The sequence below is a fragment of the Variovorax sp. W2I14 genome (genome assembly GCF_050435205.1).
Lineage (GTDB): Bacteria > Pseudomonadota > Gammaproteobacteria > Burkholderiales > Burkholderiaceae_C > Variovorax > Variovorax paradoxus_C.
In genome coordinates, this window is sequence record NZ_JBNDJX010000001.1 from 5,348,783 (window position 1) to 5,362,735 (window position 13,953).

Consider the following 13,953-nt stretch of genomic DNA (forward strand, 5'->3'; position numbering starts at 1 on the left):
CGCTCCGGGTTGAGATCGCCCGCACTCTACGCGCGGTCGCCGCGAGGCGCAAAATGCGTTTTTTTCGTCCCCGCGGAGAACCCACCGATGAACGCCCCCCTGCACCGCGAAATGCCTGCCGGCACGCTCGACGCGACGCGCGCCCTCTCCGATGTCACCGCCCAGTGGGATGGCGACATCGTCAGGCAACTCACCGACTACATCGCCATTCCGGCCAAGTCGCCCGGCTTCGACAAGGACTGGTCGGCCCATGGCTACCTGGAGACCGTGCTGCGCAACGCGGCCGCCTGGGTCGAGGCCCAGAAGGTCGAAGGCCTGAAGCTGGAGATCGTTCGCCTCGAAGGCCGCACCCCGGTGCTGTTCTTCGAAGTGCCGGCCACCGGCACCGACATGGGCGAGACCGTGCTGATGTATGGCCACCTGGACAAGCAACCCGAATTCACCGGCTGGCGCAACGACCTCGGCCCCTGGACGCCCAAGTACGAGAACGGCCTGCTCTACGGCCGCGGCGGCGCCGACGACGGCTACGCGGTGTACGCGAGCGTAGCCGCGCTGCAGGCGCTCAAGGCCCAGGGCGTGGCGCATCCGCGCATCGTCGGACTGATCGAGACCTGCGAGGAAAGCGGCTCGTACGACCTGCTGCCGTACGTCGACGCGCTGCGTCCGCGCCTGGGCAATGTCGAGCTGGTGATCTGCCTGGATTCCGGCGCCGGCAACTACGACCAGCTGTGGCTCACCACCTCGCTGCGCGGCATGGCCAGCGGCACGCTCAAGGTCGAAGTGCTGACCGAAGGCATCCATTCGGGCGACGCGTCGGGCCTCGTGCCCTCGAGCTTCCGCATCATGCGGCAGGTGCTCGATCGCCTCGAGGACAGCGCCACCGGCCGCCTGCTGCCCGCGAGCTTCCACTGCGAAGTGCCGGCCGACCGCCTCGCGCAAGCCAAGGCGACCGCCGCGATCCTTGGCGAAGAGGTCTACAAGCGCTTTCCGTGGGCGCACTACGACTGCGGCGGCTCGACGATGTTCGCGCTGCCGACCACCACCGATCCGGTGGAGGCGCTGCTCAACCGCACCTGGAAGCCCACGCTGTCGGTCACCGGTGCCGAAGGCTTTCCGGCGCTGAAGGACGCGGGCAACGTGCTGCGCCCCTACACCGCCTTCAAGCTTTCGCTCCGCCTGCCGCCGCTGGTCGATGCGGCCGAGGCGGTGCAGAACCTCAAGAAGCTGCTCGAAGACAATGCGCCCTACCAGGCGCGCGTCACCTTCGAGAGCAACGGCGGCGCCACCGGCTGGAACGCGCCGACGATCACGCCGTGGTTCGAGGACGCGCTCAACAAGGCCTCGCGGGCGCACTTCGGCGCGTCCTGCGGCTACATCGGCCAGGGCGGCACGATCCCGTTGATGAACATGCTGAGCGCCGGCTTCCCCAAGGCGCAGATGATGGTCTGCGGCGTGCTCGGCCCAAGGAGCAATGCCCACGGGCCCAACGAGTTCCTGCATGTGCCCTACGCCAAGAAGCTGACGGCCGCCGTGGCCGAGGTGATCGCCGCCCTGCCGGTCGCGCACCGCGCCGCCGCGGAGCCGGTGGCTGCTTGAGCGACGCGCCGGGCCGTCCCGAGCAAGCTCGCTTCCGCTTGGCGGGAAGGCGCGCAGCACCAGGGGTGCACCCATGAGCGACGCGCTGCCGCTGCCGCAGCGCGTGCCGCTGTCCGCGCCGGACGGCGAGACGCTGGCCCTGCGCCGACTGCCCGTTGCCGGCACGCCCCGCGCCGTGGTGGTCGTGGTGCACGGCTTGGGCGAGCACGCGGGGTGCTATCACGGGCTTGCGAAGCGGCTCCACGAATGGGGCTTCGCGGTCTGGGCGCACGACCATTTCGGCCATGGCGAATCGACCGGCGCGCGCGGCGGGTTGCCGAGCGAACTGCGGTTGGTCGACGACCTTGCGCTCGTGATCGATGACGCGCGCCGTGAGAACCTCGGCGTGCCGGTCGTGTTGCTGGGGCACAGCCTCGGCGGACTGGTCGCGGCGAGCCTCGTGGCGCGCGACGTGCGGCCTGTCGATGGCTTGGTGCTCTCGTCGCCGGGGCTCGATCCGGGCCTGAGCGGATTCCAGAAAGCGCTGCTCGCGGTGCTGCCGCGCATCGCGCCGAACCTGCGCGTGGGCAACGGGCTGGACGACAACTTTCTCTCGCACGACCGCGCCGTTGTGCAGGCTTACCGCGACGATCCGCTCACGCACGATCGCATCGGCAGCCGGCTCGCGCGTTTTCTCGCCTACGAAGGCGCTACGGTGCAGCAGGCGGCGGCGCGATGGCCCGTCTCCACGTTGCTGATCTATGCGGGCGACGACCGGCTTGTGAAGCCCGCCGCAAGCCGTGCGTTTGCAGCGGCTGCGGCGCCCAGCGGCAGGGTCGAAGCGCAGTGCTTCGAGACCCTGTATCACGAGATCTTCAACGAGCTGGACGCGGAGCCGGTGTTCGCCGCGCTGCAGCGCTGGCTCGACAAGCGCTTTCCGTCGAATTGATCGAACGCGTCAGACCGCGGCCGAGCGCCGCCGTGTCCGCGCCAGCCACAGCAACGCAGCGCCGGTCAGCACCACCGGCACCAGCGAGCCGTAGTTCAGCAACTGCCATCCCTGCGTCGTGACCAACACGCCCGAGGCGAAAGAGGTCAGCGCCAGCGTCGCGAACACGCAGAAGTTGAGCGCGCCTTGCGCTCGATCGCGCTCCTCCGCCGTGTAGGCGGTGAGCGAAAGCGTCGTGCTCCCGGTGAACAGGAAATTCCAGCCCACGCCCAGCAGGCACAGCGCCACGAGGAAGTGGTGCAGTTCGACCCCCGACAGGGCGACCGCGATGCAGCCCAGGTTGAGCGCGAGCCCCACGCCCATGACGGGCAGCGCGCCGAAGCGGCGGATCAGGTGGCCGGTGAAGAAGCCGGGCGCGAACATGCCGATCACATGCCATTCGAGCACCAGCGCGGCGTCGGAAAACGGGAGACTGCAGATCTGCATCGCGATCGGCGTGGCTGCCATCAGCAGGTTCATCACGCCGAAGCCCAGCGCACCTGCCGCCGCGGCCACGATGAAGACCGGCTGCCGCATGATTTCGGAGAGCGGCCGTCCGCCCAGAGCCTGCTGGCGAGTCAGCGGGGCGGGGAAGTCGATGAAGCGCATCACCGCCATCGAGAGCAGCGCCACCGCCGCGAGCGCGATGTAGGCGCCGGCGAAGGGCACGGCGAAGAGTTCGCGCGTGGCGGACGCCAGGTTGGGGCCCGCCACCGCGCCGATCAGCCCGCCGGCCATCACCAGCGACACCGCCTTCTCGCGCCATTCGGGTGCCGCGAGTTCGGCCGCTGCAAAACGGTAGAGATTGGCGTTGGCGTTGTAGTAGCCGGCCACGACCGTCGCGAAACACAGCAGCCAGAAGTTCTTCGTCATCGCGGCATACGCGCACAGCAGCGCCGAACACAGCGCCACGGCCAGTCCGATCTGGAACGATCCGCGGCGGCCGAAGCGCTGCTGCGTGCGCGCCACCAGCCCGGTGGTGAGCGCGCCGCCCACCACATAGCCCATCACCGGCAGCGTCGCCATCCAGCCGCGCGGCGCGATACCGAGGCCCACCAACCCGTTGATGGCGATGAAGGTGACGTTATTGGTCAGGAAGAGGCCCTGACAGATGGCCAGGAGCCAGAGGTTGCGGTTCATGGCGAGGGTTCTACGGGATTCGTTGCCTTGGCGCCAGCCAAAAAAAAGCGCCCTCGCGGGCGCCGGAAATCTTGATGAGGCAGGCCTCGTTCAGGACTGCTTGCCTTGCAGCAAGCCGCTGAGCGAACCCAGCAGATCGTCGTGGTTGCCGAGACCCTGGTCCGGCACCTTGCCATGCGGCGTGAGCTGGTCGATGAGCGCCGGCAGCATGGTGGCGAGCATGGGCAGCAGCGTTTGCGCGTTGATGCCGAGCTTGGCTGCAATGTTCGCGATGGTGTCGCCACCGAGTGCGTTTTGCAGCTGGTCGCCCGATACCGGCTGGTTGTCCCCCTTGCCGATCCACGAGCCGATGACATCGCCCATGCCCGCCTGCTCGAACTTGGAAACCAGACCGCCCAGGCCGCCTTGACCGCCGTTGTTGGCGAGCAGGCCACCCAGTGCGCCAGCCAGGCCGCCGAGATCTCCCAATCCCCCGATGCCTCCGCCTTGTGGTTGCTGCTGTTGGCCAGCGCCTCCGAGCACTTGACCGAGTACTGAATCGAGCAATCCCATGGCGTTTCCTTGGTGTGTGACAGAACCGACGCATTTTCCGTGCGACGGGCCGCAAGCTGTAAGTGGCGCCCCACTTTTCGAACTTGCAACGTGACAAATTACTTGATGCGTGCCGGGCGTTTGGGCAGCAATGCGGGGGTCACCCCTTGCACGCCGACGAGCCCGAGCACCGTCACCAGCGAATTCTGCGCGCCTTTCCATGCATCTGTCACGTCGATCGACTCGCTCAGCGCATGGGAGCCGGAGGACTTTCCGCCGCCCCCGATGATGATGGCCGGGATGCCCAGCGAGATCGGCACGTTGGCATCGGTGCTGCCGCCGCGCAGCAGCGTCTTCTGGCCGAAGGCGGTGTTCGAGCGCGTGGCCGCCTCCACGATCACCGAGTCGGTGGGGGTGCGGCCGCCGGGCCGGTCGCCGATCAGCTTGTGGCTTGCGCTCAGCGTTGTGACGTTCCAGCGCTTGTTTTCTTCGGTCACCGCTTCGTCGATGGCTGCGAGGATTTTTTTCTCGGTCTCCAGCAGCGAGGCCATGTCGTCCGAGCGGATGTCGATCGCCATGCGCGCATCGGGCGCGATGGTGTTGACCGACGTGCCGCCGCCCACGGTGCCGACGGTGAAGGTGGTCTTGGGAAAGCTCGGCGTGCGCACGTCGGCGATCTTGGCAATCGCGCGGCCCATGCCGTGAATCGCGCTCGGTACCTGCCCGAATGCGCCGAAGCTGTGGCCGCCCGGGCCCTTGAAGGTGACCTCGTAGCGATGGCTCGCGGTGCCGAGCACCAGCACATGACCGTCAGGCGAGGGCTCCAGCCCGACCATGCCGTCGATGTCGAGGTGGTCGCGAAAGATCGCCTTGATGCCGCGCAGGTTGCCCAGCTCTTCCTCGCCGACGTTGCCGACGATCAGGAGGTCGCCCGCCGTCTGCACCTTGTTGTCGTTGAGAACCTTGAGCCACGACAGCAGCACCGTGAGGCCGCGTGTGTCGTCCCCGATGCCCGGCGCATGGAGCCGGCCGTCGCGCTCCTTCACCTTCACATCGGTGCCGGCGGGAAAGACCGTGTCCAGGTGCGCGGAGATCAACAGCTTCGGGCCGTTGCCCACGCCCTTGCGCAGACCGACGACGTTGCCTTCGGCATCGATCTTCGCGTCAGTGAGACCCAGCGCCTTCATGCGTGCGAGGAAAGCCTCGGCGCGCTTCTGTTCCTTGAACGGAGGCGCTTCGATCTCGGTCAGCATCTTCAGGTCCTCGACCGCGCGCTCGTGATCCGCCTTCACCGCTTCCAGCAGCTTCTGGATCGCGGGCGAGGCCATCAGCTGGGTGTAAGTCCTGTCGACTTCAGGGCTGACCTGCGCCGGCGTGGGCGCGACGGCGTTGCTTTGGGCATGGACGCTGTGCGCGGCGCACAGCGCGGCCAGAACAAGAGAGGCGAGAGGCGCGAGACGGAGCGAACGGGACATGGGCGGAAGGTCCTTCTTTGTCGTGATGAATGGGTAATGAGGTACCCATTCTTCCGCAGCCTTCCCGCGCGCGCGTCGCGGAAAACCCACCTTCTCAGGCGCCGCCGAGAGACACCAGGGCCGCGAGCGCGGCGGTTTCGGCACGCAGCACGCGCAGCCCGAGCGTGACCGGCGCGAAGCCGCGCGCGATCGCTTCCTGCTCCTCGGCGGCGCTGAGCCCGCCTTCGGGGCCGCTCAGCACGCGCACATCGCGGTTGTCGGGGGCGTGTGCCGCAGCGGCTGCGGCAATGCCTTGCGTGCCCTCGGCCAGGCTCAGCACGAAGCGCGCCGTAGCGCCCTCGTCCTGCTGCACGTCGATCCACCCCGAATTGCCCGAGAACGACCGCACCGGGTGAATCACCGGCACGCGATTGCGGCCGCATTGCTCGCACGCCGCGATGGCAATCGCCTCCCAGTGCGCCCGTTTCTTCTCGGCGCGCTCGCCCGAAAGACGCAGCACGCCATGCGCCGTGGCCAGGGGCTGGATGCTCGCGACGCCCAGTTCCGTGGCCTTCTCGACCAGCCAGTCCATGCGCTCGTTGGCCGGCATGCCGACGGCCAGGTGCACCGCGCGCATCGCCTCGCGCTCGACCGGGTAGTGGGCGCCGACCGTCACCGAGACGTCGTTGCGGCCCATGCGCTCGATCGTGGCCTCGTACTCGCCGCCCGCGCCATCGAAGAGGGTGAGCGCGTCGCCGGGCTGCATCCGCAGCACCTGCACGTGGCGCGCAGCACCGGGCGGCAGCGCGAAAGCGGTGCCGGTGCTCAACGGCACGGAACAGTGGAAACGGGGCATGCTATGGAATAAGGAGCGAGAGATGCAGCCGTGGTGCGAGCATCCCGAGCGTTTTTTTGTGAATTGCGCTTCAGACCCGGCCGTAGGCAAAGCCCGTGAGCGGGGAGGTGCCTTCGACCTCGTCGATCACCCGCACGAGCGGCGTGAGTTCCATGTAGCGGCTGGCGGTGGCGCGGATGTAGGCGATGAAGCGCGGTGTGTCGGCCAGGTAGCGGGGCTTGCCGTCGCGCAGCGTGAGCCGCGCGAAGATGCCGGCGACCTTCAGGTGGCGCTGCAGGCCCATCCATTCGACCGCGCGATAGAAGGCGCCGAAGTCCTCGTCGACCGGCAGCCCGGCCTTGCGCGCCGCCTGCCAGTAGCGCACGGTGATGTCGAGCACGAACTCCTCGTCCCAGCTGAGGAAGGCGTCGCGCATCAGGCTGGCGATGTCGTAGGTGATCGGGCCGTAGACGGCGTCCTGGAAGTCGAGCACCCCAAGTGCGGACCCGTTGCCGACCATCAAGTTGCGCGGCATGAAGTCGCGGTGCACGTAGACGCTCGGCGAGGCCAGGTTGCTCTCCACGATCAGCTTGAAGCTGCGTTCGAGCCGTTCCTTCAGCTTGCCCTCGATGGCCACGCCGCGGTGGCGGCCGATGTACCACTCGGGAAAGAGCGCCAGTTCACGCTCGAGCAACGCCCCGTCGTAGGGCGGCAGCACGCCGGGTTGGGAGGCCAGTTGCCAGCGGATCAGCGCGTCGATGGCCTGGTCGTAGAGCGGGCGGCTGGCGTCGGGCTGGGCCGGGTCGATCACGTCCAGCATGGTCTGGCGGCCCAGGTCGTCCAGCAGCAGGAAGCCGTTCGGGCGGTCCCATTCGAGCACCTGCGGCGCGGTCACGCCGGCCTCGGCCATGAGCTTGGCCACCTGCACGAAAGGATCGCTGTTCTCCTTGTCCGGCGGGGCGTCCATCACGATGCGTGTCGGCGTGCCGGGGATGCCGGTGTCGACGCGGAAGTAGCGGCGGAAGCTCGCATCGGCCGAGGCGAGGCGCACGGTGTCGGGCAGGAGCTGCTGGGCTGCGGCGATGCCGGTCAGCCAGGCCCGGAACACTTCGGCCCGTTGCGGATCTGTCCAGAGAATGGTCTCGGCGGGGCTTGGGGCCAATGCGGCCGGGGGCGGGGGTGCTGTCATGGATAATCGATTCTACAAATCCGCCTGGCGCGGCAACCCCTCCCGGTCGGCCACCGACCGAGCAAAGGTTGCTGCCGGCCCCTGCAACCCGCCGGCCTGCCGCGCCGTCTCCCCGACGATCTTTCGTTCCGAACCGATGCCTACGACCCAAAGCCCCCACGCTTGGCACCTTGTGCGCTCGCTGCTCTCCTCGGGGGAGCCGCGGGCTTTCCTCGGAACGGCCTGGCGGGAGGCTTGATGAGCCGACGTGTTGCCCTGCGACGCGCCGGCCCGCCGCTGAAGCTGGCCATGCTGTCGCTGGCGCTGCTCCAGGCGCACGGCGCCTTCGCGCAGTCCGCCGGCGGCCTCGACGGCCCGTTGACGCTCAAGCGCACCCCGCTGCTCACCGAAATCATTCCGCCCACCGAGCGCGGACAGCTGCCCAGCCTCGTTACCGGCGACCGCATGTCCGGCCGACCCGACCTCGAAACCGTGGTCGAAGGCAACGCGACGCTGCGGCGCGGCCCGGTCGCCATCACCGCCGACCGGCTCGAGTACTACCAGCCCGACGACCGCGCCAAGGCCAAGGGCAACGTGCGGGTCAACCAGGCCGGCAACGTGTACGAAGGACCCGAGCTCGAACTCAAGCTGGAAACCTTCGAAGGCTTCTTCAACAACGTGCGCTACCGGTTCCTGGCGAACGGCGGCCACGGCGATGCGGAACGCATCGATTTCGTCGACTCCAACATCTCGGTCGCGCGGCGCGCCACCTACACCACCTGCCGTCGCGAAGACTTCCCGGGCTGGATGCCGGCGTGGCTGTTGACCGCAGCCACGATCACCACCGACACCGAAGAGAACGAGGGCGTGGCCACCAACGCGCGCCTGAGCTTCATGGGCATCAGCACGCCGCCGATCCCGAGCGTGAGCTTCCCGCTGTCGAATGCGCGCAAGAGCGGCCTCTTGCCGCCGACCATCGGCGTGGACAACACCAACGGCATCGAGATCTCGCAACCGTATTACTGGAACATCGCACCCAACCGCGACGCCACGATCACGCCGACGATCATGAGCAAGCGGGGCCTCAACCTGGGCACCGAGTTCCGGTACCTGGAGAAGGACTACAGCGGCAGCATTCGCCTGGACCTGATGGGTGCCGACCGCCTGGTGGGCCAGCGCTACAACGAGCTGCGCGCCTCGCAGCTGCAGCAGCTGGCCAATGGAGAAATTCAGGCCAAGGACCTGACCGCGCCGCCCGGCAGCACCAAGCGCTGGGGCATCTGGGCGAACCACCACCAGGACTTCGATGCCAAGGCGCTCGGCTTGGATTCGCTGTCGGCCAACATCAACATCAACCGCGTCAGCGACAACGACTACTGGCGCGATTTCACGCGCACGCCGACGCTGGCGCAGCGCCAGTTGCCGAACGAGGCCTCGCTCAACTGGAGCAAGGACGACTGGAGCGGCGCGATCCGCACGCTGCGCTACCAGACGCTGCAGTACAACCTGTCGCCGATCGTGCCGTCGTACGACCGCATGCCGCAGATCACGGCCAACTACAACAAGTACGACTGGCACGGCTTCGACGTTGCGCTGAACCTCGACTACACGCGCTTTCGGGTCAACACCATCCTGAGCGGCCAGTCGGGCTTCGACGCGGTACAGCAGTCGCAGCCCGATGGCGACCGCGCCATGGCGAACCTCGCGATCAGCCGGCCGTTCATCACGCCGAGTTCGTTCGTCATTCCGAAGGTGCAGCTGAACACGGCGTCGTACAACTACTACCTGCCGCAGACGGACATTCCGAAGCTCACGCTCAACGGCGTGCAGTACGTCAACGGCGTGCCCTACAACGCGAGTTCGCTGTACTTCTTCGGCACGTCGTCCAACCGCACTGTGCCGACCTTCAGCCTGGACAGCGGCCTGATCTTCGAGCGTGACGCGAGCTACTTCGGCCGCGCCTTCCGCCAGACCCTGGAGCCGCGCGCCTACTACGTCTACACGCCGTACCGCAACCAGAACATGCTGCCGAACTACGATTCGGCCGCCAACGACTTCAGCTTCGCGACCATCTACACCGAGAACGCGTTCTCGGGCGGCGACCGCATCTCCGACACCAACGCGCTCACGCTCGGCGTGAGCTCGCGCCTGATCGACCCCGATACCGGCGTCGAGGCGGCGCGCATCGGCATCGCGCAGCGGTTGCGCTTTGCCGACCAGAAGGTCGTGTTGCCCGGCGGCTTGCCGGTGACCGACCGGGCGAGCGACTTCCTCGTCGGCGGCCAGATCAACTGGACGCCGAAGTGGAGCACCGACGCACTCGTGCAGTACAACCCCGACACGCGCAAGTCGACCCGCGCAGCGCTCAGCGCGCGCTACAACCCCGAGCCGTATCACAACCTCAGCGTGGCGTTCCGCTACCAGGCGCCGAGCGCGGCTTACCAGGCCGCGCTGCTGGCCAACCCGAACACCACGGCGGTGAACGACGGCAACAAGTCGATCGACGTGGGCTGGCAGTGGCCGCTCAACGACCTGTGGGGCGACAAGGGCAAGAACCTGGGGCCAGGCAAGGGCCAGGGCGGTGGCCGCTGGTATGCGGTGGGCCGTCTCAACTACGACCTGCAGGACAAGAAACTCACGGACGGCGTGCTCGGCTTCGAGTACGACGGCTGCTGCTGGATCGGACGCGTGGTGCTGCAGCGCATCACCACCGGCCAGGTGACGGCCAACACCCGCATCATGTTCCAGCTCGAATTCGTCGGCTTCTCCAGCATCGGCTCCAGCCCGATGCAGGCCTTGCGGCAGAACATCCAGCGCTACGAACCCCTGCGCCAACCTGGCGAGGCGCCGAGCCGCTTCACCAATTACGACTGAGACGACTGATTGAGCATCGCCATGAAACACATCCGTTCCATCATCACCCTGGGCTGCCTCGCGGCAATGGCTGCAACGTCGGGTGCGCAGGGCTTCCGCTCTGGCAGCGGCATCACGGACATCATGCGCGCCGGTCCGCGCCTCGGCCCCCCGCCGGTGCAGCGCGCCCCGGCCTCGCCGTCGGCGGCGCCCGTGCAGCGGGCGGCTGAATTCATCGTCGCGCTGGTCAACTCCGAGCCGATCACCAACACCGACGTGCAGTCGCGGGTGACGCGCCTCATCAAGGAGAACCCCGACGCCGAACGCGTGCCGCGCGGCGAGCTCACGCGCCTGGTGCTCGAGCGCCTGATCGTCGAGCGCGCGCAGTTGCAGCTCGCCAAGGAAAACGGCATCAAGGTCGACGACGTGGCGATCGACCAGGCCGAGCAGACCGTGGCGCGCCAGAACGAGATCAGCCTCGTCGAGCTGCGCCGCCGCGTGGCCGCCGAAGGCATTGCGCAGGCGGACTTCCGCAAGGACCTGCGCGACCAATTGCTGCTCACGCGCCTGCGAGACCGCGAAGTCGAGTCGAAGGTCAAGATCAGCGACAGCGAGGCCGACGAGTACCTGCGCGACCAGCGCAACTCGAACACCAAGAACGCAGCCCTGCAGAACCTCAACCTCGCGCAAGTGCTCGTCGCCCTGCCCGAGAACGCCACGGAGGCGCAGGTGGCCGCAGCGCAGAAGAAGGCACAGGGCCTCGCCGAGCGCGCCCGCTCCGGCGAGGACTTCGAGAAGCTGGTGCGCGAGAACTCCGATTCGCCCGACCGCGCCAACGGCGGCGCCCTCGGCATGCGCAGCGCCGATCGCTATCCGCCGCTGTTCGTCGAGGCTGTGCAATCGACGGCGGTGAACGGCATTGCCGGCCCGGTGCGCTCCAGCGCCGGTTTCCACGTGCTCAAGGTCCTGGCCAAGGCGCAGATCGGCTCGCTCGACGCGACCGTGACGCAGACCCAGGTCCGCCACATCCTGCTGCTCAACGACCCCAAGCGCACCACGGCGCAGGCGGTGGCGCAGCTGGCGGAATTCAAGCGCCGCGTTCAGGCCGGCACGGCCGATTTCGCCGCCCTTGCGCGCGACAACTCGCAGGACGCCAGCGCCAAGGAAGGCGGCGATCTCGGCTGGTCGCGCCCCGGCCAGTTCGTGCCCGAGTTCGAGGAAGCCATGGACCGGCTGTCGCCAGGCCAGATCAGCGACCCGGTCGTGTCGCGCTTCGGCGTGCACCTGATCCAGGTGGTCGGCCGCCGCGACTCCAAGCTGACCCAGTCGGAGCAGCGCGAAGCCGCGCGCAACGTGCTGCGCGAACAGCGCATCGAGGAAGCCTTCACCACCTGGGTGCAGGAAGTGCGCGCACGCGCCTACGTCGAATACCGCGACCCGCCGCAGTCCTGATCCATGGCACACATCGCCAGGAAGCGGTTCGGGCAGCACTTTCTGTCCGACGGCGGGATCATCGATGCGATCGTGCATGAGATCGCACCGCAGCCCGGCGATGCGATGGTCGAGATCGGCCCGGGGCTCGCGGCGCTGACGCAGCCGTTGGTCGAGCGGCTCGGGCGGTTGACGGTCATCGAGCTCGATCGTGATCTGGCCAAGCGGCTGCGGGATCATCCGCAGCTGGAGGTCATCGAGTCCGATGTGCTGAAGGTGGACTTCGCCGAGCTCGCGGCCAAGGCCGAACCGAAGCCGCTGCGCGTGGTGGGCAACCTGCCCTACAACATCTCCACGCCGATCCTGTTCCACCTGCTGGGCTTCGCCCATCTGATCGCCGATCAGCACTTCATGCTGCAAAAGGAAGTGATCGACCGCATGGTCGCCAGGCCCGCCACCTCGGACTACAGCCGCCTGAGCGTGATGCTGCAGTGGCGCTACGACATGCAGAACGTGTTGTTCGTGCCGCCCGAGAGCTTCGATCCGCCGCCGCGTGTGGACAGCGCCGTGGTGCGCATGGTGCCGCTGGCGCAGCCGCCGGTGGTCGATGCCGCGCGGCTCGGCGAGATCGTGCAGGTGGCCTTCAGCCAGCGTCGCAAGATCCTGCGCCACACGCTGGGCAAATGGCTGGAGACGCACGGCTTCGAAGGGGAGTTCGATCCCCAGCGCCGCGCCGAAGAGGTGCCGGTGGCCGAATACGTCGCACTGGCCCAAGCCGTTCCCGCATGAAAAAAGCCCGTCGACGACGGGCTTTTTCGTTGGAGCTGAAGGCTGCGGTTAAGCGGCGGCCAGCCAGTACCCCGCGTTGAAGGGGCTGCTCATGCGCAGCGCCAGGGGCGACACGTCGACCAGTTTGTCGGTCGGCATTTTTTCGCCGGCCGGCTCGGTGCTGGCTGCTGCTGCGGCGGCGTTGGGATTCACTTCGATGCCATCGAGGGTTTCAGCGTTCGGCTGAGCCTCGTTCGCCCGTTCTGCTTGGCTGGTAGATGCAGAACGGGCTACAGAAAAGAATAGAAGCACCGGAAGGGCACCTTGCGGTCGCCCCAGTAATCCGAAGCATCCCGGAAGATGTCGAGCAACTGCTCGCGCGCTTCCTTGTCGAACTTGGCGTTGGCCGGAATCTGTTCGAGCACGATGACAAAACCGGGCTGCGGGCCCGATTTATGCAACGGGTCGGTCATGCAGTCGTACAGCGCGTCGAAGTTCTTGCCGAAATGCGCCGGGAAGGTGAACTGCTGGGCGATCAGGTCGAGCACGTCCTGCTTGGTCTGGGCATTGCCCAGGTTCGCGTACAGGAAGTGCTGGCCGGCCGCGTTGGCGGCGTCCTGCAGGTCGTTCACGCGGAACGCGCGGATCGATTGCACGATGTTCGGGCGTACGGCACGAAGGGATAAGGTCATCTCCGCTGGTCTTTCCATAGTCATCATCATTTCTTCGGGGCGCTTCGGGGCGCCGCTCAGGTCGTTTTCATCGCTCATGGCGCAATCCGTCTGAAACTTGCATAGTGGTCTGCCGTGTACCAGCAGGCCTCGGGCGTCGTGCGCTGCTCGCCACCGCAGACGATTCGCTGGGCACCCCGGTTGCGAGAACCCGGTGTCGTCACCGTGTACTCGCGGTAGTGGCCGCGCCGTGCCGGCGGCAGGAGACGCTCGCGGTTGCCAAATACAGTGCCGTCCTTTTCGTACCGGAAGGGGCCACCGTTCAAGATGGCCTGATAGGTTCGCTGGCCCTGGACCGGGAGATCGGTCAGTGCAATCGATTCCTCAGCGGACGTTTTTCCTGCGCCGAACCATCCGCGGGCCTCGGCCCCGGTCGCCAACGCCAACAGCATCAGACTGGTGAGCGCAAACTTTGAGGCAGAGGACGTGATCGAGGCGTAAGCCGCCATGGGACACCACAGGAGAAAAGAGCGGGGGGT

13 protein-coding genes are annotated in these 13,953 nt (G+C 67.3%); 5 read left to right on the forward strand and 8 right to left on the reverse strand.

The window, feature by feature from the left end:
- Positions 1-87 precede the first annotated feature (87 nt).
- Both QF040_RS24990 and QF040_RS24995 read left to right on the forward strand, forming a co-directional pair.
- Positions 88-1,596: a M20 family metallopeptidase gene (locus QF040_RS24990; RefSeq protein WP_429613266.1), complete on the forward strand. Its 1,509-nt coding sequence runs from the start codon at positions 88-90 to the stop codon at positions 1,594-1,596.
- 73 nt (positions 1,597-1,669) lie between these two features.
- Positions 1,670-2,524: a lysophospholipase gene (locus QF040_RS24995; RefSeq protein WP_429613267.1), complete on the forward strand. Its 855-nt coding sequence runs from the start codon at positions 1,670-1,672 to the stop codon at positions 2,522-2,524.
- 9 nt (positions 2,525-2,533) lie between these two features.
- Here QF040_RS24995 and QF040_RS25000 read toward each other — a convergent pair whose 3' ends face one another.
- The 5 genes from QF040_RS25000 to QF040_RS25020 all read right to left on the reverse strand — a co-directional run bounded on the left by QF040_RS25000 (position 2,534) and on the right by QF040_RS25020 (position 7,712).
- Positions 2,534-3,703 (reverse strand): MFS transporter, encoded by a 1,170-nt coding sequence (locus QF040_RS25000; protein ID WP_429613268.1) that lies wholly within the window; start codon positions 3,701-3,703, stop codon positions 2,534-2,536.
- A 90-nt stretch (positions 3,704-3,793) separates the two neighbouring features.
- On the reverse strand, positions 3,794-4,255 hold the full coding sequence (locus QF040_RS25005) for a YidB family protein (RefSeq protein WP_198785438.1): 462 nt from the start codon (positions 4,253-4,255) through the stop codon (positions 3,794-3,796).
- Positions 4,256-4,353: 98 nt separating this feature from the next.
- A complete protein-coding gene (locus QF040_RS25010; protein ID WP_429613269.1) occupies positions 4,354-5,709 on the reverse strand; it encodes a M20/M25/M40 family metallo-hydrolase in 1,356 nt (451 codons plus the stop codon).
- A gap of 94 nt (positions 5,710-5,803) precedes the next feature.
- Positions 5,804-6,544 carry a 16S rRNA (uracil(1498)-N(3))-methyltransferase gene (locus QF040_RS25015; protein ID WP_429613270.1) on the reverse strand — a complete coding sequence of 247 codons (741 nt, stop codon included), beginning with the start codon at positions 6,542-6,544 and terminating at the stop codon, positions 5,804-5,806.
- Positions 6,545-6,614: 70 nt separating this feature from the next.
- Complete coding sequence (locus QF040_RS25020; protein WP_429613271.1) at positions 6,615-7,712, reverse strand: aminoglycoside phosphotransferase family protein; 1,098 nt, start codon at positions 7,710-7,712, stop codon at positions 6,615-6,617.
- A gap of 237 nt (positions 7,713-7,949) precedes the next feature.
- On the opposite strand from QF040_RS25020, the gene QF040_RS25025 reads away from it, so the two are divergent.
- From QF040_RS25025 to rsmA, 3 genes are read left to right on the forward strand one after another with little or no spacing between them, the layout of a single operon-like run.
- Positions 7,950-10,565: an LPS-assembly protein LptD gene (locus tag QF040_RS25025; RefSeq protein ID WP_429613272.1), complete on the forward strand. Its 2,616-nt coding sequence runs from the start codon at positions 7,950-7,952 to the stop codon at positions 10,563-10,565.
- A gap of 21 nt (positions 10,566-10,586) precedes the next feature.
- Positions 10,587-11,996 carry a peptidylprolyl isomerase gene (locus QF040_RS25030; RefSeq protein WP_429613273.1) on the forward strand — a complete coding sequence of 470 codons (1,410 nt, stop codon included), beginning with the start codon at positions 10,587-10,589 and terminating at the stop codon, positions 11,994-11,996.
- A gap of 3 nt (positions 11,997-11,999) precedes the next feature.
- Positions 12,000-12,764 (forward strand): 16S rRNA (adenine(1518)-N(6)/adenine(1519)-N(6))-dimethyltransferase RsmA, encoded by a 765-nt coding sequence (gene rsmA, locus QF040_RS25035; protein ID WP_429613274.1) that lies wholly within the window; start codon positions 12,000-12,002, stop codon positions 12,762-12,764.
- A gap of 48 nt (positions 12,765-12,812) precedes the next feature.
- On the opposite strand, the gene QF040_RS25040 is transcribed toward rsmA, so the two are convergent.
- The 3 genes from QF040_RS25040 to QF040_RS25050 form a co-directional block, all read right to left on the reverse strand.
- The gene (locus QF040_RS25040) at positions 12,813-12,956 is read right to left on the reverse strand and encodes a hypothetical protein (protein WP_167330532.1); all 144 of its coding nucleotides are present in this window, start codon (positions 12,954-12,956) and stop codon (positions 12,813-12,815) included.
- Between the two features lie 77 nt (positions 12,957-13,033).
- The gene (locus tag QF040_RS25045; RefSeq protein ID WP_086011111.1) at positions 13,034-13,459 is read right to left on the reverse strand and encodes a barstar family protein; all 426 of its coding nucleotides are present in this window, start codon (positions 13,457-13,459) and stop codon (positions 13,034-13,036) included.
- Between the two features lie 50 nt (positions 13,460-13,509).
- Positions 13,510-13,923: a ribonuclease domain-containing protein gene (locus QF040_RS25050; RefSeq protein ID WP_429613275.1), complete on the reverse strand. Its 414-nt coding sequence runs from the start codon at positions 13,921-13,923 to the stop codon at positions 13,510-13,512.
- Between the last annotated feature and the right edge of the window lie 30 nt (positions 13,924-13,953).